We start from the raw sequence: 25,784 nt of genomic DNA, 5'->3' as shown, positions 1-25,784 counted from the left end.
GGCCCGCTCGGTTGCCCCGGCCGTATTGCGTTACGACCAGTCGCGCGCAATCTTGATTCACGGTCCGGGTGGCTGTGTCTGTTTCTTGTGGCACAGACATTCCTGTCTGTGCGGCGCGAGATGACCGCACAGACAGGAATGTCTGTGCCACAAAAACAAAACCAAAGCAGACACCAGTAGCCGGGTACGAGTATGAGTGCCGTCGGGAAGCGGGCCAGAGGCCCGCGCTCCAGTTACACCACCTTCCGCCGCACCAACCCAGCGGCAACTCCCACGAGAGCGATCAACCAGCACCCCGCGGGCACCCAGTCGCCGAACTGGGCGTAGAGTGAGCCCCGCGCGTCGATCGGCACGACCGCGGTCACGATCGCGTCCACCTTCTTGGAATCGCTCCACCGGTCGGTGGGCAGTTTCACAATTCGCCCGTCCGAGTCGATGAACCCGGAAATGCCCATGTTCACGCTGCGCACCACCGCCCGCCGGGCCTCGATCGCGCGGAACCGGCAGATCGCTAAGTGCTGCTCGTGCTCCTCGGTGCCCTTGAACCAGCCGTCGTTCGAGATGTTGACCAGGAAATCCACCGGCTCGGACGCCGCGTACTGCCGGGCCAGGTAAGGGTCGGAGTCCTCGTAGCAGATCAGGCACCCGAAGGTGAACTTGCGCCCGTCGCGCGCGGCCAGCGGGAACCGGGTCCACCGCTCGCCGGGGCGGCACGCGTAGTCGTGCGTGTACGGGGTGAACCGCTTCATGAACGGCAACTCGTCCCCCAGCGGCACGTACTCGCCGAAGGGGACGAGGTGCATCTTGTCGTACCGCCCGGCGGCGGCGCTGAAGGCGATCTGCGGGTCGCCCGGCTTCCAGAGCGGGTCGCGCGCGAGCGGCTTCACCAGCAACGCCGAGTTGTACTTCCACACGCGGGCGCCGTCCCACTCGAGCCCGTTCAGCCCGAACAGCACGTTCGTGCCCCATTGCCGGTTCAGGAACCAGTCCTGCGAGTTGACGCGGTGCCGCTGGAACCCCGGCACGGAGTCCCCGAGGGACGCGCCCGGCGCCACATCGCACCAGTCCACCGGGCAGCACGTTTCCGGCCACACGACCAGGTCCGGCGGGTCGCCGTAAAAGCGGTTCTCGGTGCGGTCGTACTGGATGGCCTGGTAGTGCAAGTCGCTGTACGACTGAAGGAGCCCGTTCGGGTCGTCCATCTTGTCGTCCTGCGTCAGGTTCCCCTGAACCGCGCTGACCTTCGGCCCCTCGCCGAAGGGGGCGTGGTTGAGCCGCCAGCCCCCGTACCCGAGGCCGACGCCGAGCAGCGCCAGGGCGAAGGCCAGCCCTCCGCCGACCTTCTTCCAGGACGGGAAGGACGCGCCGGCCGAACCGCTGACGGGTTGAGGCGCCGGCCGCGCGCAGAGCCGCAGAACCAGTTCCGCCACCGCGCCGTTGACCGCACCCACCACGAACGAAACCGCGTACACGCCGCCCACGTCCGCGATCTGGATCAGCGGCGTGAAGGCGTGCTGGGTGTACCCGAGGAAGTACCACCCGAACCCGATCATCTGGTACGCGCCGACGTGCTTCATGAACGTGAAGCCGGTCGGGAAGTGCATCCGGAAGAACTCGAACGCGACCCACGCCACCGGCACCGAGACCGCCAGCGGCAGCTTCAGGGCGTCGAGTTTCCGCAGCACGGCGAGGGCGGCGAGCCAGAACAGCGGCATGACGACCGCCAACCCGAGCCATGACCCGTACATCATCGGGTGCGCGACGCGGACCCATTGTGTCGCGAGCGCGAAGAACGTGAACCCGCCGAGGTACGCGGCGAGGTACCGGCGCCAGCCCGAGACGGGGGCACGCACCAGCGTGAGCCACGGCACCAGCGCGACGAACCCGAGCGGCCCGAGGTCGCACGGGAAGAACGCCAGCCACAACAGCACGCCCGAGGCGATCGCGGGCACGAACACGCGAGGCTTCACGCGGAGTCCTTCCGGAGTGACAAAGGCTTAGAAACGGTGGTCGGATGGGCGCATGGTCGTGGCTTCATGTCGGCCATACGGGTCTCGTGTATGAAAGCAGATTTTTGACCGGATCGACAGGGTAAACGGGATGAAGGCAGATCAATTTCAAATCCCGTTTACCCTGTCGGTCCGGTCAAAAACGGCCTGCACCCATCCGTTCGTTGTGGTCCTCGCGCCCGTTTTACAGCAGCACCACGTCCGCGAGCGTGCCGGCATCGGCGCGCGTGTTGCCGGCCGGCAGCACCAGGAGCGCGTCCGCGCGTTGCGTGCTCACGAGGTCGGGTGAGCCGGTCGTTGTGAGCGGGCGCACGCCCCACCCGGTCGCGTGCGGCTCCAGTTTCGCCGGGCGGTAGGTGGGCCGGTCGGTGCTCTCGGCCAGACCGTCCGCCAGCGGCAGCCTGATTGTGCGCGGACCGGCCTCCGCGTGTCCACCCAGGATTCGGAGGGCCGGCCGCACGAACAGCTCGAACCCCACGAACGCGCTCACCGGGTTGCCCGGCAGCCCGAACACCAGCGTGCCTTTTTCCGTGGTGCCGAACAGGATCGGCTTGCCCGGCTTCATTCGGATCTGGCGGAACCGGATGACTACGCCGAGTTCCTTCAGCACCTCGGGCACGAAGTCGTGGTCCCCCACCGACATCCCGCCCGCGATCACCACCACGTCGGAAACGTCGAGCCCTTCGCGAATTAGCGACTCCGTGACGGCGCGGTCGTCGCGGGCGATTCCCAGGTAGCGGGGCCGTCCGCCCCCGCGGGCGGTCAGGGCGGTGAGCATCGGGCCGTTCGAGTTACGGATTTGTCCGGGCCGCGGTTTCGTGCCCGCTTCGACGATCTCGTCGCCGGTGACGATGACCCCGACGCGCGGGAACGGGAACGCCGGTACCGCCGTCTGCCCGACGCTCGCGAGCACACCGCACGCGGCGGGGGTGATCGGCGTCCCCTTCGCCAGCACGACCGCCCCGGCCCTCATCTCCGCGCCCTGAGCGTACACCCACTGGCGCGACTTCACACCGGCATCGACGATCCGCACACGCCCGCCGCCGAGTTTCTCGGTGTGCTCCTGCATCACAACCGCGTCGGCGCCGTCCGGGATCGGCGCCCCGGTGAAGATGCGGGCCGCCTCGCCGGTTCCGACTGACTTGAGGGGCACCTTTCCGGCGGGCACCTCCTCAACCACCGTTAACTCGGCGCCGGCCGACGCGCAGTCGGCGCTGCGGACCGCGTACCCGTCGCGAAGCGACTTCGCGAACGGCGGCGAGTCCGCGTCCGCGGTGATGTCGGCCGCGAGCACCTGCCCCAGCGCCGCGACGGAGAGCGCCGCGACTTCGGCTTCCAGCGGCCGGGAGTGGCTCAGAACGGTAGCGAGTGCGTCGGCGACTTCGAACATGGTGTTGCACCTCCCGGAGCGGTGCGGATGGTATACCGATACCCGGTGCGTGAGCTATCCTGATCGTTACTGGGGCGCGAGCCTCCGGCTTTTGCGGTGTTGGTCGTGTCGCTCAACAGACAACCGGCTCCGCTATCGCGGCTCTTGTAACCGACGCGGGCCAGAGAGCAGGCACCATGACCGAAGCGGAATGGCTGGCGTGCGACAACCGTCAGCCGATGCTAGAGCACTTCCGGGATCGCTTCAGCAGCCGGAAGTTGCGGCTATTCGCCTGTGCCTGCTGCCGCCGCGTCTGGCCGTTTCTGTCACCCGGCAGCCGCACAGCTTTGGAGATCGCCGAGCGGTTCGCCGATGACGAGGTCGGAGCCGCAGAACTCGAACTGGCGAGCGAACGTGCGCACACGGCCGCGAGAAGCGCCGAGGATGAGGCGGTCGTCCTCGCGACCCTTCCGGACGCATGGTTCGCCGCTGTGGATGCGGCGTCTTCTGCGGCCGGCCGGGAGAGCTTCCTCGGCTGGCCGGGACGGAACGAGTACAACGGCGAGCGGTTGATGGAGGAACACCGGGGCTTCGCCGAGTTGCTCCGCGACATCTTCGGGAACCCGTTTCGGCCGATCGCCTTCGCCCCGGAGTGGCGCACGGACACCGTTCGCGCCCTGGCACGCGAGATGTACGAGTCGCGCGACTTCGGCGCGATGCCGATCCTCGCCGACGCGCTTCAGGACGCCGGGTGCGACAACGACGACATCTTGAACCACTGCCGCGACCCAAAGGGCGCTCACGTCCGCGGGTGCTGGGTCGTGGATTGGGTGCTGGAAAAGGGATGACGGCTCACGAAGCGGTGCTTCGTGAGCCCTCTTCAACGTTTGGAAATGTCAGGTCGCGCCGGGAGCAGAAGTCTGCGACGAGTGCAGGTCGTGCCCGTGCTGGTGCAGGATCTCCCACGCCCGCGGGCGGGCGTCGCCGGCCGACACGGCCATCACGAACGGCCCGTCCTCGCGGTCGGTCGCGGGCACCTCGGTGCTGCGCCGGTGCATTCCCATGCCGATCCAACCGCCGAAGAAGCCGACGAGCATGGCGCCGCAAACGCCCGCCGTGACGCCCAGGCCGAACAGGTCGTGCGGTCCGTTCAGGGGCGATAAGACCCGGTTCAACAGCGGCGTCAGTGCGATACCCACTGCCGCTCCGATAACGCTGCCCAGAACCGCACCAGCGAAGGTGTGTCCCCGCTCCAGCATGTCGACCGTGTGGCCGTTGTGTAGCCGGCCGGTGTACCCGATTTGCCTGTCGCGGAACCCCGCCAGCCGTAACCGTAGCAGGGCCTCGTCCGCGTCGCCCTGGTTGTCGAACGCCGCGACCACATCCGCGCGGCACGAACTGCTATTATGCCCCCACATGGTTCCCTCTCCCGACGGTTGGGTTGGGCAACCGGTAAAGGGTGCAACTGCCGCGCCGAAGGAGCGCCGCTCGGGTCAACCGGAACCGAGGTACACATGCTGACGATCTACATCGACGCGGACGCCTGCCCGGTCAAGGACGAGGTGTACAAGGTGGCCCGGCGGTACGGCATGAAAACCGTGATCGTCGCGAACAGCACCATGCGCGTCCCGACCGACGCCATCTTTGAGCTGGTCGTGCGCACGGGCTTCGGCGCGGCCGACGACTGGATCGCGGGCGTGATCGGTGCCGCCGACATCTGCATCACATCGGACATCCCGCTCGCAGCGCGGTGCGTCGCCAACGGGGCGGTCGCGCTCGACCCGAAGGGGCGGCTGTTCACCGCGGACACCATCGGCGAGGCGGTCGCGATGCGCGACCTGATGGACGAACTCCGCACGACGGGTCAGGCGAGCGGCGGGCCGGCAGCAATGACCCCGAAGGACCGCTCACGATTTCTGGCGCGCCTGGACGAGGCGGTCAACGCCGCTCGTCGCGCTGCGAAGACATGAAGAGGATTGGCCACAAAAAAGCACAAAGGGAGATCGAAGCAGAAGAGGATTGGCCACAAAAAAGCACAAAGGGCACAAAAGGGAACCAAAACAGATAGAGAACAAAGAGAGGTTGGCCGCAAAAAAGCACAAAGGGCACAAAAGGAAACCGAAGACGAAAGAGCGAGTTCAAAACTCTTCTCTATCTGTTTTGGTTCCCTTTTGTGCCCTTTGTGCTTTTTTGTGGCCAATCCTCTTCTGCCTTCGTCTTTCGTGCGTTTTGCGGCCAATCCTCTTCTGCCTTCGCGGCCCGGCAGGCTCACGCGTGGCATGGCCCTTTCGCGCCGACGATTGTCAGGCCAATTTCTGACGCTAGGGTGTCGAGTTACGCGCGCCGCGCTGGTACACTCGGCCGAAACACGCCCCGCCCGCGAATCGGAGCTGCCACCGATGCGGTTCAAGATCCTCTTCGCGCTGCTACTCGTGTCCGCCGGCGCGCCCGCACGGGCCGCGGACGTGTCGTTCGAGCGCGAGGTGCTCCCGGTGCTCACCCGCGCCGGGTGCAACATGGGCGCGTGCCACGGCAACCTGAACGGCAAGGGCGGGCTGAAACTGTCGCTGAAGGGCGAAGACCCGGCCGGCGACCACGCCGTTCTGACGCGGGACATGTTGGCCCGCCGGACGGACCCGATCCGCCCGGACGAGAGCCTGTTGCTTCAAAAGGCAACCGCACAGGTGCCGCACGAGGGTGGCGCGCGATTCACTAAAACCAGTTCCGAATATGTGATCGTCCGCGAGTGGATCGCGAACGGTTGTAAGGTGGACGCCCCCGGCGCGCCGACGCTGACGAAACTCGTCGTCACGCCCGGGAGCAAGGTTCTCGTGGAGCCGGCGGACCGGTTCCACGTTAAAGCGGTGGCCCATTTCTCGGACGGTACGACGCGCGACGTCACGTCGCTCGCCGCGTTCGAGTTCACCCAGGTCGGCGTCGCGAAGGTCGGCGGCGACGGCGAGGTCGTTCGCGAGCAGCCCGGTGAGGTGGTGCTGCTCGTGCGGTACCACTCTATTGTCGAACCGGTGCGTGTCGTTTTTCTCCCGCACCGGCCGGTTCCCGAAATGAGCAACTTCCGTTCGACCAATAAAATCGACACGTTCGTTATCTCTCGGCTTCAAGAGCTGCGGATCAAGCCTGCGGAACTGGCGCCCGACTATGTTTTCTTGCGGCGCGCGTATCTGGACGCGCTCGGGGTGCTCCCCGCCCCCGCCGAGACGCGCGCGTTCCTGGCCGACGCGGACCCCAAGAAGCGCGAGCGGCTGATCGACGCCCTCCTCGCGCGGCCCGAGTTCGCGGAGTTCTGGGCGCAGAAGTGGTCGGACCTGCTCCGGAACGAGGAGAAGGCGCTCGACAAGAAGGGCGTCGCGGTGTTCTTCCGGTGGATCGCCGCGCAGCTCGCCGCCGACCGGCCGCTCAACGAGTTCGCCCGCGACGTGCTGGCCGCGAAGGGGAGCACCTACGAGAACCCGCCGGCGAACTTCTGGCGCGCGGTCCGCGACCCGCTCGCCCGGTCGGAGTCGGTGGCGCAGGTGTTCCTCGGCGTGCGGATCGGCTGCGCGCGGTGCCACAACCATCCGTTCGACCGCTGGACGACCGACGACTACTACAGCTTCGGGGCGCTGTTCGCCCGCGTGGACTACCGGGTGCTGGAGAACAGCAAGCGGGACGCGCTCGACAGTCACGAGTTCGTGGGCGAGCAGGTGGTGTGGCAGAACCGCACCGCAGAAATGACGCACCCGCGCACCAGGCGGCCCGCGCCGCCCCGGTTCCTCGGCGCTCGAACGCCCGACGTCGGCGGCGACCGGCTGGGGGCGGTTGCGGACTGGGTGGCCGCGCCCGACAACCCGTTCTTCGCCCGGGCGCAGGTCAACCGCGTCTGGCTGCACCTGATGGGGCGGGGGCTGGTCGATCCGAACGACGACTTCCGCGCGACCAACCCGCCGAGCAACCCGGAACTGCTGGAGTGGCTGGCGGCGGACTTCGCGAAACACAAGTTCAGCCTGAAGCACGCGGTGCGAACCGTGATGACGAGCCGCACGTACCAGCTCGCCGCGACGGCCCGGGATCGCACGACGATGGGCGACGAGTTGCACCACTCGCACGCGACCGTTCAGCCGCTGGAGGCGGAGCAACTGCTCGACGCGCTGTCGAGCGTGACCGGCGTCCCGGTGCGGTTCGCGGGGTATCCGGTCGGCTTGCGCGCGAACCAGATCCCGGCCCCGCCGCAGAGCGGCCGCCGCGGGTTTGACGGGATGGGCGAGAAGTTCCTGAAGACGTTCGGCAAACCGGAGCGGCTCCTCACCTGCGAGTGCGAGCGCAACGACGACCCGGGGCTGCTGCAAGCGTTCCAGCTCATCACCGGCGAGCTGATTAACGCGCTCGTGAAGCACCACGACGGGCGGCTCGGGAAGGGGCTCTCCGCGGGCCGGACCGATGCGGAGATGCTGGACGAGTTCTACCTCGCGGCGCTGTGCCGCAAGCCGACGCCTGTGGAAGAGAAGAAGCTGCTGGCGTACCTCGCCGGCGCGACGGACCGCCGCGCCGCGTGGGAAGATGTGCTGTGGGCGCTGCTCAACAGCAAGGAGTTCCTGCTGCGGCGGTGACGGTGAGTAGGTGCCACAGGGCTCCCGCCCTGTGCTACGTGCGGCGCCCCCTCCGGGGTGCAAAGACAACAGGTATACGGCTCAGGTCGCTTGCCTCTCCGCCCCGAAGGGCGGGCGGGCGTAGCACAGGGCGGGAGCCCTGTGCCCAAGCAGGCATTGAGGTGAACCGTGTTCAATCACAACGCCGTTTCCCGTCGGGCCGTGCTCCGCGTCGGCGGGGCGTCGCTGCTCGGGATGTCGTTCCCGCAACTGCTCGCCGCGGCCGAATCGGCGAGGGCGAAGCACCGCGCCACCGCCAAAAGCATCATCTTCCTGCACCAGTGGGGCGGGCCGGGGCAGCACGAGACGTTCGACCCCAAGCCCGACGCGCCGGACAACGTCCGCGGGTGGTACAAGGCCACCAAGACCAAACTCCCCGGCGTCGTTTTCGGCGAGCGGATTCCGAAGCTCGCAGCGATGGCCGACAAGCTCTGCGTCGTGCGGTGCATGCAGCACGCGATGAAGAACCACAACTCCGCGGGCTACTACTCCCTGACCGGCGTCGCGCCGGCCACCGACGACCAGCGGCTGCGCGACTCGCTCGACCTGTTCCCCGCCTACGGAAGCATCGTCGATAAACTGGCGCCGGCACCGAAGGGGGCGGCCACGTTCGTGGCGTACCCGCACGTCATCGCGGACGGCAGCATCACCCCGGGCCAGCACGCGAGCTTCTTGGGGAAGGCCCACAGCCCACTGTTCGTGAACCAGGACCCGAACCGGTCGGACTTCAAGCTCCCGGAACTCACGCTGCCCGACAGCCTCAGCGCGGAGCGCCTGGGGAACCGCACCGACATCCTGAAGCTCATCGACGAGCAGAGCGACCTGCTGGAAACCTCGCTGGTGGCGCAGGGGCTGGACGAGAGCTACCAGAAGGCGGTGGCGATGCTCACCAGCCCGCGGTTCAAGCAGGCGTTCGACCTCTCGAAGGAGAGCAAGAAGACCCGCGACGCCTACGGGCGCACCACCTACGGGCAAGGGTGTTTGCTCGCGCGCCGGGTGGTCGAAGCGGGGGCGAAGTTCGTGAACGTCTACTTCTCGCGCGCGATCGGCGGGAAGGGCCAGGGTTGGGACTACCACGGCTTCCGCGGCGAGGACGTGCCCGCGCGGCTGGACGAACTCCTGCCGATGACTGATCAGACGCTCCCGGCGCTCATTACCGATCTGGACGAGCGGGGGCTGCTCGACAGCACGCTGGTGGTGTGGGTCGGGGAGTTCGGGCGCACGCCGCGGATCAGCTCGAACGGCGGTCGGGACCACTGGCCGCAGTGCTACAGCGCGGTGCTGGTCGGCGGTGGCGCCAAGAAAGGGTTCGTGTACGGCGCGTCCGACAAGATCGGCGCCTACGCCACCACGGGGCAGGCGCGGCCCGAGGATCTGGCCGCGACCATGTTCGAGGCGCTCGGGATCGACCCGGAAACGGAGATCCGCGACAAGCTCAACCGCCCGCTGCCGATCGCCCGCGGGAAGCCGCTGCGCGAGCTGTTCGCCTGACCGGGCGCTACCGCCCCTCGAAGTCGCGCAGCGCCTCCTGGTACACCTTCTGCGACGCCGCGGCGGCGGCGTTGGCCTCGTCGAACCGCTTCTTGTGCAAGCCCTCGCCCGTCCCCTGCGCGATCTGGAACTTGCGGTACGCCAGGTACGCCTCTTTGCGCTGCTCCTTGAGCGCGTCCACGTTCTTGGCCAACTTTTCGATCGTCGCCTTCCACCGCGCGTGCGTCTCGTCCTTCGTTACGAACGTCGACACGTGCTTGCCGTTCGCCCACTCGGTTTTCCCCTCGCCGCGGTGGAGCCGTCGCAGCTCTTTCTCCAGTTCGGCCAGCCCCGCGGACCGTTTATCGATTTCGCGCTTGAGTTCGTCCAGCGCCGCCTCGACTTGCGGGAGGTGCTCCTGCCCGAATTCTTCCAGGTATGCGTCTGGGCCTGCGGATCTGGGCTTCGGCGGGGCCGGGGGTGTGGTGGGGACCGGTGGCGGAGGGGGCGGCTCGCTCCCGCACCCGCCTGCGGTTCCGAGCAGGATCGTGCCGAACAGCACAGCGGCACAGCGGGAACCGGGACCGGCGCTCATTTGCTGCCCTCCGACGGGGACCGAATCACGCCAATAGTAGCAACCACCGGCGCGGGCGGGAAGGCAGACCGGGCCGCGATCGGCTTCTCGGGTGCGTACCCGGCGGTCGTCCTCCGGTCTTGCGGCGCGCCGCCACGCGGTCGCGAATGCGCTACGCCGGACGGGCGCGCAACCGGTTGCATGCGAGCCGGTTACACCTCAGCGAAGCACCAGCGCCGTTGCAACCCAACGGATCAGAGCCGACACAACTGCTTGCAGACCAACTCGACAACGGATACAAGCACAGTGCCCTGTGCCGGCCGAATGCTCGATGCCGTTCCCTCTCATACGTTCAACGCAAGGTCGTGTCACCGGAGGCTTCTGGCGTGAATTGGGATAATCGCCCCCACCGCGGCAGGTTGCTCGCGTTGCTCCTCGGCGCGTGCGGTGGCCCACCTGTATCGGTTACCGCTTACCTCGCCGCCGCGTCGTGGATGTCGCTGTCGGATGGGTGGGGGGTGGGGTTGGTGCTCGCGGTGGCGTTCGGTATTGCCATCGGGCTCACGTGCGTCGCGCGGCTGCCGGAATCGGTAGCCGTGCGTGCAGGGTTGGCAGCGCTATACGTGCCCGCCGTCGTGGGCGGGCTCATGCTCCTCTGGGCATTCGCCGACCAATTCTCACCGGGCGATTAGCCCGCGCGTGAGCACCGTATCACTTGCAGAGGGAGAGCCCGTTGGCTACTACCAACGGACCGGCGGTTGTGCGTGACTTGGCGGCCCCGGCTTACGACCGGGCGAGGCGCTGATAAGGGCCGTCTGGACGTCGAACTCAATTGGGGGATTAGAGATCTTTTGCGCTGAACTCATCCGCCACTGATGTAGCTGAATATATGCAAATTGCCTGATTGTCGCCAGTCTGATTTACGGCGTACCGACGGGCCGACGGCTCTCCCAGCGTGCTCCGCACCGGCAGCACTCCATGTCGCGTGTGTAGACAAAGTAAAAATCGTTGACGACATCGCCGTGGCGTCGCCACCACGGCCAGTGCAGCAGGGTGCACTTGAGGTAGTCGATGAGGGCACGAGTGCGCGAGTTGGCAGGCATGCGGCAGCTCGAGTAGGGGGTATTTGACCGGAAGCAGGGGATGAGTGTACGGCGGGCTAGAATATGAGTCTAGTGAAAACTATCCGTTAATATCGTCCTGTTGTCAGTTCAGTTTTTGGACAGGGTGTGTTCATTTTCTGAACAGGGTGGTGAAAATCACTGTGCGATAATGAGTTGCGAAGTAAGGCCCCGGCGGCCGTGGGGCGATTACGTGTAATGCGCCCTCCGACTTTAACGATTTTAAGGCGTTGCGGCCGCTGGCGCTCGGCTCGCTCCCATTCGAACCCAGCGCGCCGCCGCGAGGGGGCGTGACCGCGCGACAAGGTGGTCAAGGCCAGAACCGCGTCGCGAACGTGAAACGACCGGACTTGGCGACAGATGGTCGGATGGGCCGGAAAAAGCGTATCAATTCGGCCGCGACAAGGGAATAGTTGGGTGAGGTACCAACGTAGGGAGGCCAATGCACTCAGCTTTTCATGCGATTCGGCGGGTGGCCGTTGAGGCGGCACGAACGGACGGTCAGCTTCTGGAGGCGTACTCCGACCACCGGGACGGTGCCGCGTTCGCCGAGTTGGTCCGCCGCCACGGTCCGATGGTCTGGGGCGTGTGTCGCCGGATGCTCCCGAACCGCCAGGACGCTGAAGACGCCTTCCAGGCCACCTTCCTGGTCCTAGTTCGCAAGTCCGCGTCGGTCCGGCCGGCCGAGCGGGTCGGGAACTGGCTGCACGGCGTGGCCGTCCGGTCGGCTCAGAAAGCGGCGGCGGCCCGCCGGCGCGAGCGGCCGGTCGAGAACGTTCCCGATCCGGCCGTGGTCGAAAGCGGCGTGTGGCGCGACGTGCTCCCGATCCTCGACGAGGAGGTGGGGCTCCTGCCCGACCGGTACCGCTCCGTTATCGTCCTGTGCGACCTCGAACAGATGACCCGAGCGGCCGTGGCGCGCCGGCTCGGGGTGCCGGAAGGAACGGTCGCGGGGTGGCTGGCGCGAGCACGCGCGTTGTTGGGCAGGCGTCTGGCCCGGCGCGGGGTCGGCACGCCGGCGCTGGCTGCGCTGATTTCCGAACGAATCGTGTCGGCGACTGTTCCGGCTTCGGTTGTCCGGACGGCGACCGAAGCCGCGAACCAATCGGGATTCGTCCCGGTTGGGGTTGCAACTCTCACGGAAGGGGTGATCCGAGCGATGTTCCTCAACAAAATTAGGGTCGCGGCAACGGCACTGTTCGTGGGGTGCGGCGTGATGGCGTCGGGCGCGGTGCTCCTGACTCGCCCCACGGCCGCCGCCCAACCGCCCCGTTCCGAAACCACCGCCACCGCGCCACAGACCGAGCATCCGGTGAGTGGTTCGACCGAAGGTTACATTCGGGTCGCCCGCAGCGAGATGTCTGCTGCCCGTTACAAGGTGATCTTCTGTAAGGCTTTGGAGGCAGTTGGCGAGCACTTTGAGCAGATTTACGCCGACGCGTATACCGGCAAGATCGAGGCGGTGCGGCGGATACCTGACAAGCGAAAAGTAGTTGTCGAACTCCGTGCGGCGGAGGAGGGCGGGTACTCGGTCAACGTCCGGGTGCTTCACGAGGCGGCTACAGGCAAGCCCGAGCGCCGGGACGTGGATCTCGAGCAAGTGGTTCTCCGGCGGCTGTGCGCACGACCCGAAGGCCGGGCCGATCAGACGGTTCCGTCTCGCGTGCGGGAGCCCGGCGATTCGGAGGGTGACACGAACAAGCGGTTGCAGAAGGAAGTGGACGAACTCCGAGAGCGGGTGCGGGCACTCGAGCGGAACCTGTCCGATCGGGAGAGTGGTGCCGCCCGGCCGTGACGGCCGGTGAGCGGTCGCCCGAGGTCGCCCGCCTGCCACCGCAGGCGACCTCGGATGGTTACATGGGCACAACGAATCCAGAGTCAAAAACCGAACGGTCGTGAGTGACGGAAAGCTCCTGGGGTGCCCGCACTGCCGTTCGTCGGCGAGTAACTCGGTTGTTACGGGGGCACTCGCTACCGCGCCCCGGTGGCCTATTGGCCGCCGTTCGTCTTGACCGGCGGAATCGTCGGCGGCGCGGGTGGTAGCGACTCGAACCGACCGCCGGGCGGGGCCGCCGGGCGGAGGTCCGACTTGCGCGACTTCATCCACTCGATCCAGGCCGCTTCCAGGGCCGGAACGTCCCGTAAGCCGTACACCTCCTTGACCGCCTTATCCCAGCCGTCTTTGGCACCAAGCCGCAAAAGGTCTCCGATTGCCGCGCGACCCCGGTACTCGCCCCCGGCGTCGGGTCGCACCAATAAAAAGCGACCGACGGAGTGGGCCTGAGCCGTCGCGACCTCGGCGTCCCGGGGCGCCTCGGCCAGGGCGAACAGCGCCCGGAGGCGGATCCCGCGCCCCTGGTTCAGGCCCTCGCGGCACCGGGCGTCCGCTCGGGCCTGCCGCCGGGGTGAGGTCGCCAAAAGGGGGAGCCCCTCGTTCGCCCACCACGGAAGCGCCGCCCCGAGTTGCTCGGCGAACACCACCCTCGTCATCTCTTGCGGCAACTGATCGTCGATTACGGGTTCGAGCGCGCCCGACAGGTCCACCCAGGCGCGGGTCATCTTGCCGCCGCCGAACTCCAACTGGGTCGCCGACCCTTCCGCGCCGCCGGTCCAGTACATCACCCGAATGTCGTCCGCGTTCGGGGGCATCACCGGGTTACCTTCTCGCGCCCCGAGCGCCGCCACCTTCCACTCCCGCCCCGGCCGCTTGTCCGGCCCGAACCAGAGGGCGGTGAGTTCCGAACGAAGGAACTCGGCTTCGGCCGCCACCGCCCGAATGGCGCCGGGGGTCGGTCCGCTGACCGACCCGGCGCCCGGTTCAAAAAACGGTTGCAAATGGGCCTTGGGCTTCGGCGCGTCGCTTTGCTCCGGGCGGGCGGGCGGGGCGCTCGCCCCACCGAGCCCGATACCGACCGCGACGAATGCGACCGCCGCGGCCGCCACCCACCGGTACACCGTTTGTGCCATCATGGCTTTCACCGCTCCTTTCGCGAGTGCGGCCGGACGGGCTTCCGTGCCGGCCAAAAAATCGAGCGCCACGGCCACCGTTCGTTCCGCCAATCCCGCCGGCAGCGGCGCGGCCCGGCCGCCCCCGCCGGCCATCGCGATCGCTACCGCCGGCGCGACGCCCCGCCGCACCAACCGGCCCCGGAGCAGGTCCCGGGCACGCTCCAACCGCCGCCTCAGCGTTCGGGGCGTGCAGCCGAGGTCCGCCGCGACCTGGTCCTGCGGGCGCTCCCGGAGAAGGCATTCGACGAGCGCCGCGCGGAGCGCGTCCGGGAGGCGCGCGATCTCCTCGGCGAGCACGCCGTCACGGTCCGTCGGCTCGGCCGCGGGTGCGGCCGGCGGCCGCCGACCGGCGGCCGCCGCTTCGTGGCGGCTCCTGCGGCGGACCGACCGCCGCACCTGGCAGGACACGCGCCGGGCGACGCCGATGAGCCACCCGGCGACGGACCCGGTCGCCGCGGCCGCGCGCGGGCGGGCCGCGAGCACCAGGAAGGTGGCCTGGAACGCGTCATCGGCGTCGGCCGTGCCAACCAGTTGCCGGCAGGTGCGGTACACCTCCGGGCCGTAGCGGCGCACCAGTTCGGCGAACGCGTCCTGGTCGCGGTGGGCGGCGAACTGCTCCAGCAGAACCCCGTCGGCCGCGGCGCGCGAGGCGTGCCGCATCAGTGATAACAGGGGCAGGGCCATGCCTCGAACCTCGGTGGTGGGCAGTAGCATATGTCCGGTCGCGGGCCGTAGCGGACACAATAATTTCTCCGCCCGGTCGCGCGGGACGGGCGCGAGAGCCCCGCGCCCGGTCATTTCAGGCGGGCTGTGGGAAGTGAAGTGGGACGGGTGGGGTGCTTCGGCGGCCGCGGCGCGGGCGCCGCGGGGGCGAATGGTTGCGTTCGGGACTCGTGCGAAACTTCCGGCGCGCGGGGCGCTCACTTCTTCCAGTAGTTCGGCAGGTCCGGGAGCGTGTCGCGCAGGATCTCCAGCACCGCCTTGCGGTCGTCGGCCGACAGGTGCGCGAACGCCGCGGACGTGTCCGCGCCGGTGAGCGCCTCGTACATCCGCTTCAGGGTGTGGTCTTTCACCTCCTTCGGCAGCGCCTGGAACCCCTGCGAGTACACCAGGTAGCTGCACGGGTACTTGAACAGCCGCGCGTTGAGGTCGAACGCGCGGAGCGTGCGCCCCCGCTTGTCGAACGGCCCGCGGGCGGCGAACTCCTTCGCGAAGTCCGACGTGCCCGCCACCGGCCCCTCCAGCTTCGCCTCCCCGCTGAACAGCAGGTACTTCGCCAACTGGTCGCCCAGCGACTCGATGCGCCGCTTCGCGCTGTCCCACCGGTGCCCCGTCGGCTCGCCCAGGTCCTTGTTGAGCGTCTCCTCGTAGTGGTGCGCCTGCCGCGTGCCGACCAGCGCCCGGGCGATGCGGTTGTGCGCCTCCGCCTGGTGCTCGAACACCAGCAGCGCGACGATGTCGCTGTGCGGCGTGAGGTAGTTTGCCACCGTGAACCGGCCCTTCAGCTCGGTCACGTTCTGCCCGCCCGCGTTCCCCTCTTCGGTCGGGTTCTTCTTGTTCTCCACGGTCCAGTTGCCCATGTGGGTCTGCTTGCCGTGGGTGCCGGTGACGTACCACCCGCCCCAGCGCTCCGAGAAGGGGCTGGAGTGATCGGTGCGGAACGTCCCCGCGCTCAGCACCGGCATCCCGTTGCGCTCCGTGAACACCGACCGCACCAAATGCCCCGGCGCGCCGCCGGTCGCGTTCGAGGCGTGGCACGAAAGGCAGTTGTCGCGCTGGCGCAGGAACTCCGGCTTGCCGTCGGCCGCCGGCTCCTGGTCGAGTGTGTAGAACGCGGTGCCGAGCTTCGTGTCCACCGCGGAGAACTCGAGCACGTCCCCGCGGAGGCAGAACCCGACGTACACGTCGTCGTTGAAGTACAGCGCCCGCGGCGTCTTGGGCGTGATCCGTTCGCGCTGGAAGCTGGTTTTGGAGAACACGAGCACCTGCGACGCCGGGCTGACGTTCAGCTCCTTGAGCAGCGAGGGCAGGTAGCCGTGATCGTCGGCGAATTTGAGTTTGGCCTGTCCCGCGTTGATGCGCTTCTGGAGCGCGGTGAGGACGTTCTCGGCCTGGGCGGTCTTGTAGCTGATGGGCGGGCGCTCGATGGCATCGATCTGGGCCGCGACCGGTGCCGCGGCGGCGCACGCGGTCACGAGCGCGAGAGTGAGTCGGAGCATGCCCAAACCTCGGAGCGGAAGAGCGTACCGGCGGGCGGTTCGGCCGTGTAGGGGCAGTATAGCAGATTAAAGAGGATGAATCGATCCTTTTTGCCCGGGTTGAGCGAAGATGCTGGCGGTGTGCTCGCTCAGACGGCGTAGCGCTCAAGGAAGTCGGGAATCTGGAGCCGCCGGACCGCGGCGGATGCGCTCACAGTCACGACGAACGCGCTGCGCCGGGTTTGACGAACTGGTTGTCGGCCTCGTCCCACTCGCACTCTCCGAGAATCGGTTGACTTGCGAAGCCAACCAGTCGGAACCCGATAAGGCCGCGACTCGTCTGCCGGTGGCGGTTCCGAAATCGAGTGTGGAGGGTGATTCGACTTGCACAACGCCTGCACAGAAGCCGGCGGGCGAGGGTAGTTCTGAGCGGGTGACAGGGCCGGGACATGGAACCAGCCCCGCGACCGCTGGAAACGGTGGCGAGGCTGAAAAATAAGCAATTCGCAGTGATTGGCAGGGCGTTACGCCCGTCGAGCCGAAGAGCCACCTGTGAGATTCGAACTCACGCCCCCCCCCCGCTTTACGACAGAGACGTTGCCACGCCACAAAACCCATGTCCCGAGAGCATTTGTGGCGACGGCAGTGGGCGACTTACACCGCTGCTTACACACATCCGGGCAGACGCCGAATTAGCCCGAGTCGTCGAGCAGTGGCCGACACTCCCCAGGAACACCCAAATCGCCATTCTTACGCTGCTACTCTCGCGTTGAAATGGCCTGTAATGGGCAGGGCTTCCGGTGGACGTCGATCGGAGGCCCTGCCCACGTCATGTGTTACCGGCTCGAAACCCGATCACTCCTTCTTGTCACCGGTCTTCGGTGTTAGCGGCGTGATGGCCCCGTTGTTGGGTTTACTGCCGAACGGCTTGGGCTTGCGAGCCCGTTCGGGCGGCTTCCCGTTCGGCAGCGCGCTCTTGGGCGTCGCCTCGATTACGATCGGTGCCGTGTCGGCGATCGTGTCATCGGCCGCCGCTTTGATCGGTTCGTTAGCCGGCGTCTTGCTGGTTGACATGGATGTGCATCCAGATCGGGTTTGGCGTCACCCTCAAGCTGACGGGTGAAAGGGCAAGCGAGGAAAGTCCCGCGGCCCCGAGTCCCACCGCCTTAGCGACTCACTCCCCATCATTTCAGAATTTCGCCAGCGCACAATATCAAATGGTTTATTTATTATTTTTAGATTTATTCCGAGTTGTGCCACTATTGGCCCCGCTCTTCGTGTCCCACCTCCGACGTTCAACAATCCCGTTCGCCGGCACTCCTTTCCCAGGCGAACGATGTCAAATCCCCTCTACACCCGCAACGCGCGAACGGGTGTTTCCGGTGTCGTGGGCGAGCAAGTGGTGCGGTCGATTCGCAAAAGAGGCGGTTGCTGTTACTTTTGCGATCACGGTTACACGATCAGGCGGGTCGCGAGCGCCGATCTTACCGAAGGGCCTTGTGATGATGTTCGTCTTTTACTGAATGACGCTTGCGTTCGGTGGTCTGGTGACAGTGCTGGGAATCGTTCTTCTGGTTCTGGCAACGTTCCGCCAGCGCGACCGGCGGGCGCTTCTGTCCTTGGGCCTGACCTCGCTGTTCGCGGCCTGGGCGCCGACCGCTGTGTTCTTTGTCCTGTTGTACGCCGCTGGCGCTCGCCCCGCAGGAGGCTGACGCCAGTGCTGTGCACAACTGAGTTCAGGGATCCTCGTTGGGCTTGTGGGCTTGTCGACGCCGTTGGACGGAGGTGTGTGCCCCCTTCTGTTTCGCGGCGTGCGGGTGGGCACGGGGCGCCTTGTTGCGTGTCTTGTCCCAGCCCGGCTTCCACATCGTGCCCAATAACTGATCCAACAACGTTCCCACACTCTCTGCCGTCTGATCCGTCGGGATCAGGGACACGATCATCGACACCTCGACCAACTCCTTGAGCGCGGCCAACTGACGATGCCAGTCCGTGCAGAACTGCGCCGTCGAGAGGTCGTCGATGGTCACCTTCCGCTTCGCAACCACATAGCCCTGGAGGACCTGCACCACGTTCGCGAGGACGAAACACATCGACGCCTGAAACACGGTCGCCTCCGGTGTCGAACCGATGAACCGACCCAGGGCGAAGATCGCCGTCACCTTTTGGAACGTGCCTTCGATGGTCCACCGGATGCGGTACAGGTCCAACAGATCGGTCGCCGGGTATGGGGCCGAATCGAGCAGGTCCGTGAGGATTGTAATCGCTTCGCCCACCGGGCGCGCGACGGTGATCCGCCGGACGTACCGGCGGAGCTTGTCCTTGGGCTTCCCGGCCCACCCCCATTCTTCGACCACGGCTCGTTGGGATGGGTCCGCGGTCGTGACCGCGGGGCGCTTCGGGTCGGGTTCGAACGACAGGGTCCGCGCGTACCGCACCACGAAATGACCATTGTCCTTGGTGAACTCGGCGAAGTGCTTCGACGCACAGAACAACCGATCCCCGACCACCAGTTTCGCCGGACCGCCTCGGGCGTGCACTCGGGGCATCAAATCGGGGATCAGTTTGGCCTCGTTGGTTTCGCCATCGAGATCGGCCGCCATGTCGAGCACCAACCCGTCACGGGGCCGGTACGCCACGAGCAGTTTTCCGCCCAAGAGCTTGCCCGGTGTGCCCCGCGTGTCGACGAGTCGCTTGGCCACCTTCTTGAGACTCTTGCCGTCGAGGATCAGAACCTCCAGGCGGTCGAAGGAGGTCGGAAGGCGGTGCGCGACGACCTCGGGGAACAGGGCGGTGAACCGGTCGGTGACGTCCCGCAGGAACGCTTCGCTCAGGCCCCGGGGGATGCGCCGGAGCTTGCCGTAGAACGCTTCGTGGCACCCGTCGTCGGGTTGCCGGTGGCGTCGCAGGTGGGCCTGCCGCCCCGAGCCCTGGTGTTCGATGAGCGCATCGAAGATCCAGGTGACCAGTTGGGCGAAGGTCACGACGTCCTCATAGCCGCGTCCCCGATGTCGCTCGTAGAGGTCCGCGAGGACCGGGTCGGGAACGCCATAGGCGAAGAGTGCGAGCGACGCGTGGGCCAGTGGCAGGCCCTCCAGGACCTGGCGCGCGAAGTCCGTGGGCGCGTGCGGTTGGGAGCGTGGGACGCGCTGATGAGGTGGCAGAATCACGGTGACCTCCATGTCCCGGGTCGCGGACCCCGCACCACCCCGCGTCCCACGACCACTCGGTTAACCCCAATTTCGTCGCAGTGAAAACCCTAAATCAGCAATCCGCAATCAGTTATACAAATCCAAGATGTGCATAGCACTGGTATGACGCACGTCCGCTCGCCCGGCACTTCTACCGCCGCGTTCATTCTTTCCCGAGCACCAAGTCCACAACCCAGCATCCGCGGACGTGCGGCCCCGGCCCGCGGCAGTGGTTGAGCACGTCGTCGTTGTCGCACCCGGCGTCTTGCAGGGCGTCCGCGAGGATCGGCGTCGCGCTGAAGTCGCGGGACTCGTACATGCCCTGCGCGAGTGACAGCGCGGTGTCAGAACGCCAGGACGGGGCGAAGGTGACAGGGCGGAACGGGTTGCCGACGATGTCGCGAACCAACAACGCCAGCGCGTTGCAGTCTTTAGTCATGAGGCCCACGTTAGGCGGATGAAACTTAGAAACGCACCTGATTAGAACCTCAATATCTCCAGACAATAAATTTGATATTGCAGAATGTGCAGCCATGCCGAGACTATAGTCGTGGACCTGAGGAATCCAGCACTCTAATAAACGATCTCGCACTGATGCAGAGTTTAACTTCACGCTCTGGCAATCAGCGGCACGCTGAGCGCATCGCAATAGATCTTGATGGCCCTCGCAAAGCCACTCAACCGGAATCGTCTGACAGGCCGCCACTGCGATCATTCGCCGATGGCGGTCGGATAGCGGTCTGACGCCCACGCGAAGCATCGCGACAGGTTCACTCCCGGTCAGCCATTCCGCTTCCGTCATCGACTCCCCTCGCTGAACTCACCCCAGCATGACCGACGCATCGCCCGGTGCCAAGCGCCATCGTCCGCGCCGCCCATGAACCAAGAACCTCTTCCGTCGCCGGTTCCGGACGGCTTCCCGGACCGTCACCCGTTCCGCCCTTCCACAGTTGGCATCGCTCGTGACGGCGTGTTTCGTACTTGACGGGGATCAACCGCGGGTCGATTTGCACGCCGGACGCACGAAACCTGTCGGAACTCGATAAGACCGCGACCCGTCTACCGGTGGCGGCTCTGAAATCGAGTGCGGAGAGTGATTCGACTTGCACAACGCTTATATGGAAGCCGACGGGTGAGGGGCGTTCTGAGTGGGTGACAGGGCCGGAAAATGGAATCAGCCCCGCGACCGCTGGGAACGGTGGCGAGGCTGAAAAACAAGCAATCCGCAGTGATTTGCAGGGCATTACGCCCATCGAACTTGAGAGCCACCTCAGGGATTTGAACCCTGGACCCCCGCTTTACGAAAGCGGTGCACTACCACTGTGCTAAGGTGGCTTGTTTGCTGCGATTCTTCGCGAATCAGCAACACCCGAGCCTGCTCTTACTTAAATACCCAATAACCCTGGATGCGGCTATAGGGTGCTTGACACCCCTTGGGCCGCCACCACGGCAACCGTTTTCGAGAAACGGCCGCCGTGTCTGAGAGAGATTCTACCGCGCCGAGGTTCACCGGCAAGCCAAACAAACCACACCCAGAATTTCTGCTCTTTGCGCACGTCACCAACCGCCGGGCGAAGAAGCCCCGCGGGCGTTGCACGGCTTCGGCCCGCGGCACGATCCTGATGAGTTGCGGAAGCGATACCGCGAACACGAAGGACGTGCGGCGTTCCGGGCGAAAGCCGCGCGGGGCGTCAACGGGTGTCACGGTCAAGGGTGTGGCGAACGTACACCCGGACCACAAGAAGGCCCATAGGAAACGGTGGCGAGCGGTCGCCGCGCACCCGGCGGAGCGACTCACCGAGACTTGCCAAGCTGGACGTTGCCGCGTTCGGCCAGTCTCGGTGAGTCGCGGGCCTGCGGCATGTCGAAACTGGCCGCGCACCACCTGTGGAAGGTGATGGTGCGGTTACGTCGGTTACGGGATGGGGATTGCTTATACCGGCCTCGGAATGACGCCCGACCCACAGCCAACCGTGAGCTGACATCCGGGCGGGAGGAGGTCAGTTCGCGGTCGGCGCGCAGGGTGCGGAAATCCCGGAAAAACGTTAGGATTCGGCGGCGCGTTCGGCCCGATCTCGCGAGATTGGGAAGCTACCTTCCCGAATCCGCGCGCCCAAGTTAAATCAGGATAACGAATTGCAACGATCAATCGGACCGCTGATTGTTCCGCACGCAAGCCGCGGCTCGACTGGCCGCCCGCACTACCAACCTTGCAGATTTGATGCGCACTCTAAATAATTGGGTGTTTGAGCTTAAGTCACCGAGTTCAAAACGGGTGCCAACTGCGAAGCCCCGTTTTTCCTTGCGAGACGCCCAAGTGAAAGAACTGCAACTGACGCTCTACGAAGTCTTCGGCTACCTTCTTCCCGGTGCCGTGCTGACTGGTGGGGTGTCGCTCATCTTCTGGGCCGCGTTCTTCCCGCAAACGGCCATCGACTTCGACATCAAGACCCCCGAAGTGTGGGGGACGTTTCTGGTGTCGTCCTACATCGCGGGGCACGTCGCTCAGGGGATCGGGAACGCGATTGTCCGCCGCTTCGAGTCCGCCGAAGACCATGCCATTAACACCGTTCTCGAACCCGAGATTGTCGCCGCTTGCAAAAAGAAGGCGAAGGAACTGACAGGGGCTGACGTTGAGAACGCGAAGCCGAAGTGGCTTTACCGGCTCTGCGACGACGCCGTGATTCGCTCTGGCAAGATCGGTGAACGCGAAGTCTACGTCTACCGCGAAGGGTTCTACCGCGGCACGTTCGTTGGGGCCGTGTTCATCGTTCTCGGCTTCGTGTTGCTCGCCATTCGGGTACTCAGCCAGAACGACAACCCCGAGGTTCCGCGGCCTGCGTTCCTTCAAATCCCTACGGTGTGGTGCGTCATCGTCGCCGTGGTGGTTGTTTTCCTTGCCGGTGGGTTCTGGGACCGCGGCAAGAGAACCTGTGCAATGGTAAGCGGTTGGCTGGGCATCTTCGCGATTGTCGTGGCGGGTTTGTCCTTGCGGTCCGCCAACTGGTTCGCGTTCGCGTCAATCGGCCGCATGGAGCTAACCGGCGGGCGACTGCTGTTCTTGGCCGCAATGTCCTGCATAGCTGCGTGGTTCCTCTGGCACCGGTATTGGCGATTTGCCGAATACCGAGTCACTCACGCCATGTTCGGTTTCCTCACGATCAAGGACGACAAGAAACCCGAAGCCCCAAAGACCCCCGCCACTTAACAGGTTCCAAAAGCCAATTCAGGAGTAAGGCCCAATGCCCTGGACGTACCCCAATTCTTCGTTCATCTGGGTTTTTCCGGTCGGACGTGGCAACTGTGCGTTCCTGCGTACCGGACTCAATCACGGGTTCATTCTGGACATGGGTTCGGAATACGACTTCGACATCTCGAAGTTCATCAAGAAGGAATTCGTCCCCGAACTCAGCGGGTACCCGGACGCGAAGGGTAACAGGATCGCCCAAGTGGTCCTCTCGCACCCGCACGAGGACCACATCAAGAACTGTGAGTCGCTGAAGGAATCCGAGCTCCGCCCCCACTTGATTACTTGCCCGAACGACAAGTCCGACGTCGAAAAGTTCAATTTACAGTGGACCCCATTGTCTAGACCAAAAAGTTGCTATCCTTCGCTACTGTTTCGTCGGGGCCTTCGTGGCTCCGACGCCATACACCTGAGCCGGGGTGCGGTAGTCCAGGGACTGGTGTAACCGCTCGGTGTTGTAGAACCCGAAGTACGCCCGGAGCCCACTCTCCAGGGCCGGCACCGACTCGTAACCCTTGAGGTACACGTCCTCGTACTTGACGCTCCGCCACAGGCGCTCCACGAACACGTTGTCCAGGCACCGGCCCCGCCCGTCCATGCTCACCGCGACCCCGGCCCGCTCCAATCGCCCGACCCACGCGGCGGCCGTGAACTGGACTCCCTGGTCCGTGTTGAACACCTCCGGCTTGCCCCGGCCCAAGGCCTCCTCCAGCATGTCCTGGCAGAATGACCCGTCCAACGTGTTGGACAGTCGCCAGGCCACCACGTACCGGCTGAACCAGTCCATCGTTGCGGCCAGGTACATGAACCCGGTGGGCATCGGGATGTACGTGATGTCCGTGCTCCACACCTGATGGACCCGGTCGATGGCCACGCCCCGCAACAGGTACGGGTACACCTTGTGCCCGGACCCGACCGACAGCTTGGGCTTGGGGTACAGGGCCTCCAACCCCATGATCCGCAACAGCCGCTGCACCCGCTTGCGGTTCACCTCGTGGCCCTGGGTGCCCAGCCACGCGGCCAGGCGCCGGCTCCCGTAGAACGGGCACGTCGTGTACTGCTCGTCGATCAACCGCATCAGCGTCAGGTTCTCCGCGCTCTCCGGGGTCGGCTCGTAGTACACCGTCGAGCGGTTCAATCCGATCAGCTCGCACTGGCGCCGGACGCTCAGCTCCGGGTGCTCGGCCTCGATCCGGGCACGCTTGGCCTCAGCCGAGGGCGGCCGATTTTTTTTTCACCCAGTCGAGTTCCACCTTGAGGCGGCCGATCTGCTCGTACAACTCGGTCGTCTTGTCTTCCGGGGGGCCGGTGCCCTTCGCCCCCGAGGCGAACACGGCCTCGGCCCCGGTGAGCAACTGCTTCTTCCACCCATGAATCAGGGTCGGGTGGACGCCGTGCTGACTCGCCAGTTCGTTGATGGTCTTGTCGCCCTTGAGGGCCGCCAGCGCGACCTGGGCCTTGAACGCCGCCGAGTGACTCTTCCGCTTGCCCGCCATGGGTTCCCCTTTCCTGGGCCTCCGGTATAGCTTAACCGGCGGTCCAGTTTTCGGGGTCCACTATAATTGGGACCGGCACGGCAACCCCGAAGGCACCGAGGAACTTATCGAAACTTACAAGTCCCTCTACGCCAGCCGCAACCCGCCGCTCCAGTCGATCAAGTACGATGGCAACCTCACCGTACCAAACATGGAGTACGGACTTTACTACGTTCGTCCGCCAGTGTGCGAAATCCTACACCCCTCGGACGACAACAAGTACGGCAACACTACCAGCATCATGTTTTATTATAAGCATGGTAGCCACTCGATTCTGTTCCCTGGCGACATGACCCCGGAAGGCATGACGACCGTACTTGACGAGAAGCAGGGCATGGAAAAGCGGTACACCCGGTTCGGTGCCACGGTTTCGCCCTCAACGATGGACTGGCACACCAAGACCGGACGCCAGCCTTCGCTAAAGTCACTGCTGGGCAAGCACGGGCTAACGGTCCTCATGGCTCCACACCATGGGTTAGAATCGTGCTACTCTACCGACCTCTATAACGCGATTAACGGCGATTCTTTTACCGCAGTCCGCAAGCCTCAACTGGTGGTTGTATCTGAACGACGGAAACGGCACGAGAACGACGGTAACACTGACTCCCGGTACTACGGCACGAGCGGCGGAACGGGAGTGACCATTACGAAAGACAGAAACGTCGAGACAGGGCAAGGCTTCATCTCAACGAAGGGGGGGCACCATATTCTGATTATCTTTAACGGAACAGGGCCGGTGAAAGTGTACGCCGATACCGAACCCGACAATCTGTTACCGTACATCAAGACGGCACCGGCGAAAGTGGGTTCCTCGTTCAAGCAGTTCCCGAAGTAATTCAGGCCTCCACATTCTAAACATCGTGGCCATGAATCAGCATGGGCTTCGTACTTTACTCCAGCGCGTTCGCCTTGATTACATCGGCCAACACCTACGCCTGTTATGGAGTCACGTTCAGAACCGGCATCGAACGGGTTTCCGTCGTGGACACGTTCAGCGTCTCAACGGCCTTGCTCGATATCCGATCATACCGCTCGTGAATCGCGGCCAACTTCAGCTTCCGAGTGCCCGGTCACTCGGGCCGGCATGACAAGTCTTGACCTGTATTCCGGTTCCGGTGAGTGCTTCCGTCTTTACCCCGACCTGCCCGACTGTGGAACGGGGAGCGCCCGGTTCCAGCCCCGCAAGCTCGACGACGCCTGCGGCGTCATGCACTTCTGGTCGCTGCACCCCGGCGGTGCGCACTTCCTGCTCGCCGACGGGAGCGTGCGGTTCCTGTCGTACCACGCGGCCGACATTCTTCCCTCGCTTGCCACCCGCGCCGGCGGTGAAGCCGAAACCGTCCCGGAATGACACCCGGTCCGATTGGGCTCGGTGCCATCAGGTTAATAGAGAACGGCCGGACCGGTTGCCGTGC

19 protein-coding genes and 1 tRNA gene are annotated in these 25,784 nt (G+C 65.4%); 9 read left to right on the top strand and 11 right to left on the bottom strand.

Going from position 1 to position 25,784, the window contains the following annotated elements; all coding sequences use genetic code 11:
* Positions 1 to 233 precede the first annotated feature (233 nt).
* Together lnt and GobsT_RS34415 are read right to left on the bottom strand one after the other, a co-directional pair.
* Positions 234 to 1,970, bottom strand: a complete 1,737-nt coding sequence (gene lnt, locus GobsT_RS34420) for an apolipoprotein N-acyltransferase (protein WP_010050473.1) — start codon at positions 1,968 to 1,970, stop codon at positions 234 to 236.
* A gap of 223 nt (positions 1,971 to 2,193) precedes the next feature.
* Positions 2,194 to 3,399, bottom strand: coding sequence for a molybdopterin molybdotransferase MoeA (locus tag GobsT_RS34415; RefSeq protein ID WP_010050475.1), 1,206 nt, complete (start codon positions 3,397 to 3,399; stop codon positions 2,194 to 2,196).
* A 176-nt stretch (positions 3,400 to 3,575) separates the two neighbouring features.
* Between GobsT_RS34415 and GobsT_RS40235 the strand changes: the two genes are divergently transcribed.
* On the top strand, positions 3,576 to 4,226 hold the full coding sequence (locus tag GobsT_RS40235) for a hypothetical protein (RefSeq protein ID WP_010050477.1): 651 nt from the start codon (positions 3,576 to 3,578) through the stop codon (positions 4,224 to 4,226).
* 48 nt (positions 4,227 to 4,274) lie between these two features.
* On the opposite strand, the gene GobsT_RS34405 is transcribed toward GobsT_RS40235, so the two are convergent.
* Complete coding sequence (locus GobsT_RS34405; protein WP_148087981.1) at positions 4,275 to 4,796, bottom strand: hypothetical protein; 522 nt, start codon at positions 4,794 to 4,796, stop codon at positions 4,275 to 4,277.
* 96 nt (positions 4,797 to 4,892) lie between these two features.
* Here GobsT_RS34405 and GobsT_RS34400 point away from each other — a divergent pair, with 96 nt between their 5' ends.
* The 3 genes from GobsT_RS34400 to GobsT_RS34390 all read left to right on the top strand — a co-directional run bounded on the left by GobsT_RS34400 (position 4,893) and on the right by GobsT_RS34390 (position 9,515).
* Positions 4,893 to 5,348, top strand: a complete 456-nt coding sequence (locus GobsT_RS34400; protein WP_010050483.1) for a YaiI/YqxD family protein — start codon at positions 4,893 to 4,895, stop codon at positions 5,346 to 5,348.
* Positions 5,349 to 5,777: 429 nt separating this feature from the next.
* The gene (locus tag GobsT_RS34395; RefSeq protein ID WP_010040599.1) at positions 5,778 to 7,985 is read left to right on the top strand and encodes a DUF1549 and DUF1553 domain-containing protein; all 2,208 of its coding nucleotides are present in this window, start codon (positions 5,778 to 5,780) and stop codon (positions 7,983 to 7,985) included.
* Between the two features lie 168 nt (positions 7,986 to 8,153).
* Complete coding sequence (locus GobsT_RS34390; protein ID WP_010040600.1) at positions 8,154 to 9,515, top strand: DUF1501 domain-containing protein; 1,362 nt, start codon at positions 8,154 to 8,156, stop codon at positions 9,513 to 9,515.
* A gap of 7 nt (positions 9,516 to 9,522) precedes the next feature.
* Here GobsT_RS34390 and GobsT_RS34385 read toward each other — a convergent pair whose 3' ends face one another.
* Positions 9,523 to 10,089, bottom strand: a complete 567-nt coding sequence (locus GobsT_RS34385) for a hypothetical protein (RefSeq protein WP_010040602.1) — start codon at positions 10,087 to 10,089, stop codon at positions 9,523 to 9,525.
* 365 nt (positions 10,090 to 10,454) lie between these two features.
* Here GobsT_RS34385 and GobsT_RS34380 point away from each other — a divergent pair, with 365 nt between their 5' ends.
* Positions 10,455 to 10,760 (top strand): hypothetical protein, encoded by a 306-nt coding sequence (locus tag GobsT_RS34380; RefSeq protein ID WP_010040603.1) that lies wholly within the window; start codon positions 10,455 to 10,457, stop codon positions 10,758 to 10,760.
* Positions 10,761 to 11,661: 901 nt separating this feature from the next.
* A complete protein-coding gene (locus GobsT_RS34375; protein WP_010040604.1) occupies positions 11,662 to 12,984 on the top strand; it encodes an RNA polymerase sigma factor in 1,323 nt (440 codons plus the stop codon).
* Between the two features lie 194 nt (positions 12,985 to 13,178).
* Here the strand turns inward: GobsT_RS34375 and GobsT_RS34370 are convergent, their stop codons facing one another.
* The 6 genes from GobsT_RS34370 to GobsT_RS34345 all read right to left on the bottom strand — a co-directional run bounded on the left by GobsT_RS34370 (position 13,179) and on the right by GobsT_RS34345 (position 20,922).
* Positions 13,179 to 14,882: an RNA polymerase sigma factor gene (locus GobsT_RS34370; RefSeq protein ID WP_010040605.1), complete on the bottom strand. Its 1,704-nt coding sequence runs from the start codon at positions 14,880 to 14,882 to the stop codon at positions 13,179 to 13,181.
* A gap of 236 nt (positions 14,883 to 15,118) precedes the next feature.
* The gene (locus GobsT_RS34365) at positions 15,119 to 16,417 is read right to left on the bottom strand and encodes a hypothetical protein (RefSeq protein WP_010040606.1); all 1,299 of its coding nucleotides are present in this window, start codon (positions 16,415 to 16,417) and stop codon (positions 15,119 to 15,121) included.
* Positions 16,418 to 17,251: 834 nt separating this feature from the next.
* Entirely contained in the window at positions 17,252 to 17,470 is a 219-nt protein-coding gene (locus tag GobsT_RS34360; RefSeq protein WP_010040607.1) for a hypothetical protein, read from the bottom strand.
* 662 nt (positions 17,471 to 18,132) lie between these two features.
* On the bottom strand, positions 18,133 to 19,566 hold the full coding sequence (locus GobsT_RS34355) for a transposase (protein WP_162097345.1): 1,434 nt from the start codon (positions 19,564 to 19,566) through the stop codon (positions 18,133 to 18,135).
* 184 nt (positions 19,567 to 19,750) lie between these two features.
* Positions 19,751 to 20,026, bottom strand: a complete 276-nt coding sequence (locus tag GobsT_RS34350; protein WP_010040610.1) for a hypothetical protein — start codon at positions 20,024 to 20,026, stop codon at positions 19,751 to 19,753.
* An 824-nt stretch (positions 20,027 to 20,850) separates the two neighbouring features.
* Positions 20,851 to 20,922, bottom strand: a tRNA-Thr gene (locus tag GobsT_RS34345).
* A gap of 982 nt (positions 20,923 to 21,904) precedes the next feature.
* Between GobsT_RS34345 and GobsT_RS34340 the strand changes: the two genes are divergently transcribed.
* Positions 21,905 to 22,795: a hypothetical protein gene (locus tag GobsT_RS34340; protein WP_010040612.1), complete on the top strand. Its 891-nt coding sequence runs from the start codon at positions 21,905 to 21,907 to the stop codon at positions 22,793 to 22,795.
* A gap of 406 nt (positions 22,796 to 23,201) precedes the next feature.
* Here GobsT_RS34340 and GobsT_RS34335 read toward each other — a convergent pair.
* A protein-coding gene (locus tag GobsT_RS34335; RefSeq protein WP_417936319.1) for an IS3 family transposase occupies positions 23,202 to 24,330 on the bottom strand; the annotation gives its coding sequence in 2 pieces (ribosomal slippage) (positions 23,202 to 24,050 and positions 24,052 to 24,330; 1,128 coding nt in all).
* Between GobsT_RS34335 and GobsT_RS34330 the strand changes: the two genes are divergently transcribed.
* Both GobsT_RS34330 and GobsT_RS39145 read left to right on the top strand, forming a co-directional pair.
* On the top strand, positions 24,329 to 25,204 hold the full coding sequence (locus tag GobsT_RS34330; protein ID WP_010040614.1) for a ComEC/Rec2 family competence protein: 876 nt from the start codon (positions 24,329 to 24,331) through the stop codon (positions 25,202 to 25,204). The two genes, GobsT_RS34335 and GobsT_RS34330, sit on opposite strands and share 2 nt — an antisense overlap.
* 249 nt (positions 25,205 to 25,453) lie before the next feature.
* Positions 25,454 to 25,720: an H-X9-DG-CTERM domain-containing protein gene (locus GobsT_RS39145; RefSeq protein ID WP_010040617.1), complete on the top strand. Its 267-nt coding sequence runs from the start codon at positions 25,454 to 25,456 to the stop codon at positions 25,718 to 25,720.
* Positions 25,721 to 25,784 lie beyond the last annotated feature (64 nt).

The organism is Gemmata obscuriglobus, assembly GCF_008065095.1.
Taxonomy (GTDB): Bacteria; Planctomycetota; Planctomycetia; order Gemmatales; family Gemmataceae; genus Gemmata; species Gemmata obscuriglobus.
This window is presented reverse-complemented; position numbering and strand designations above follow the sequence as displayed.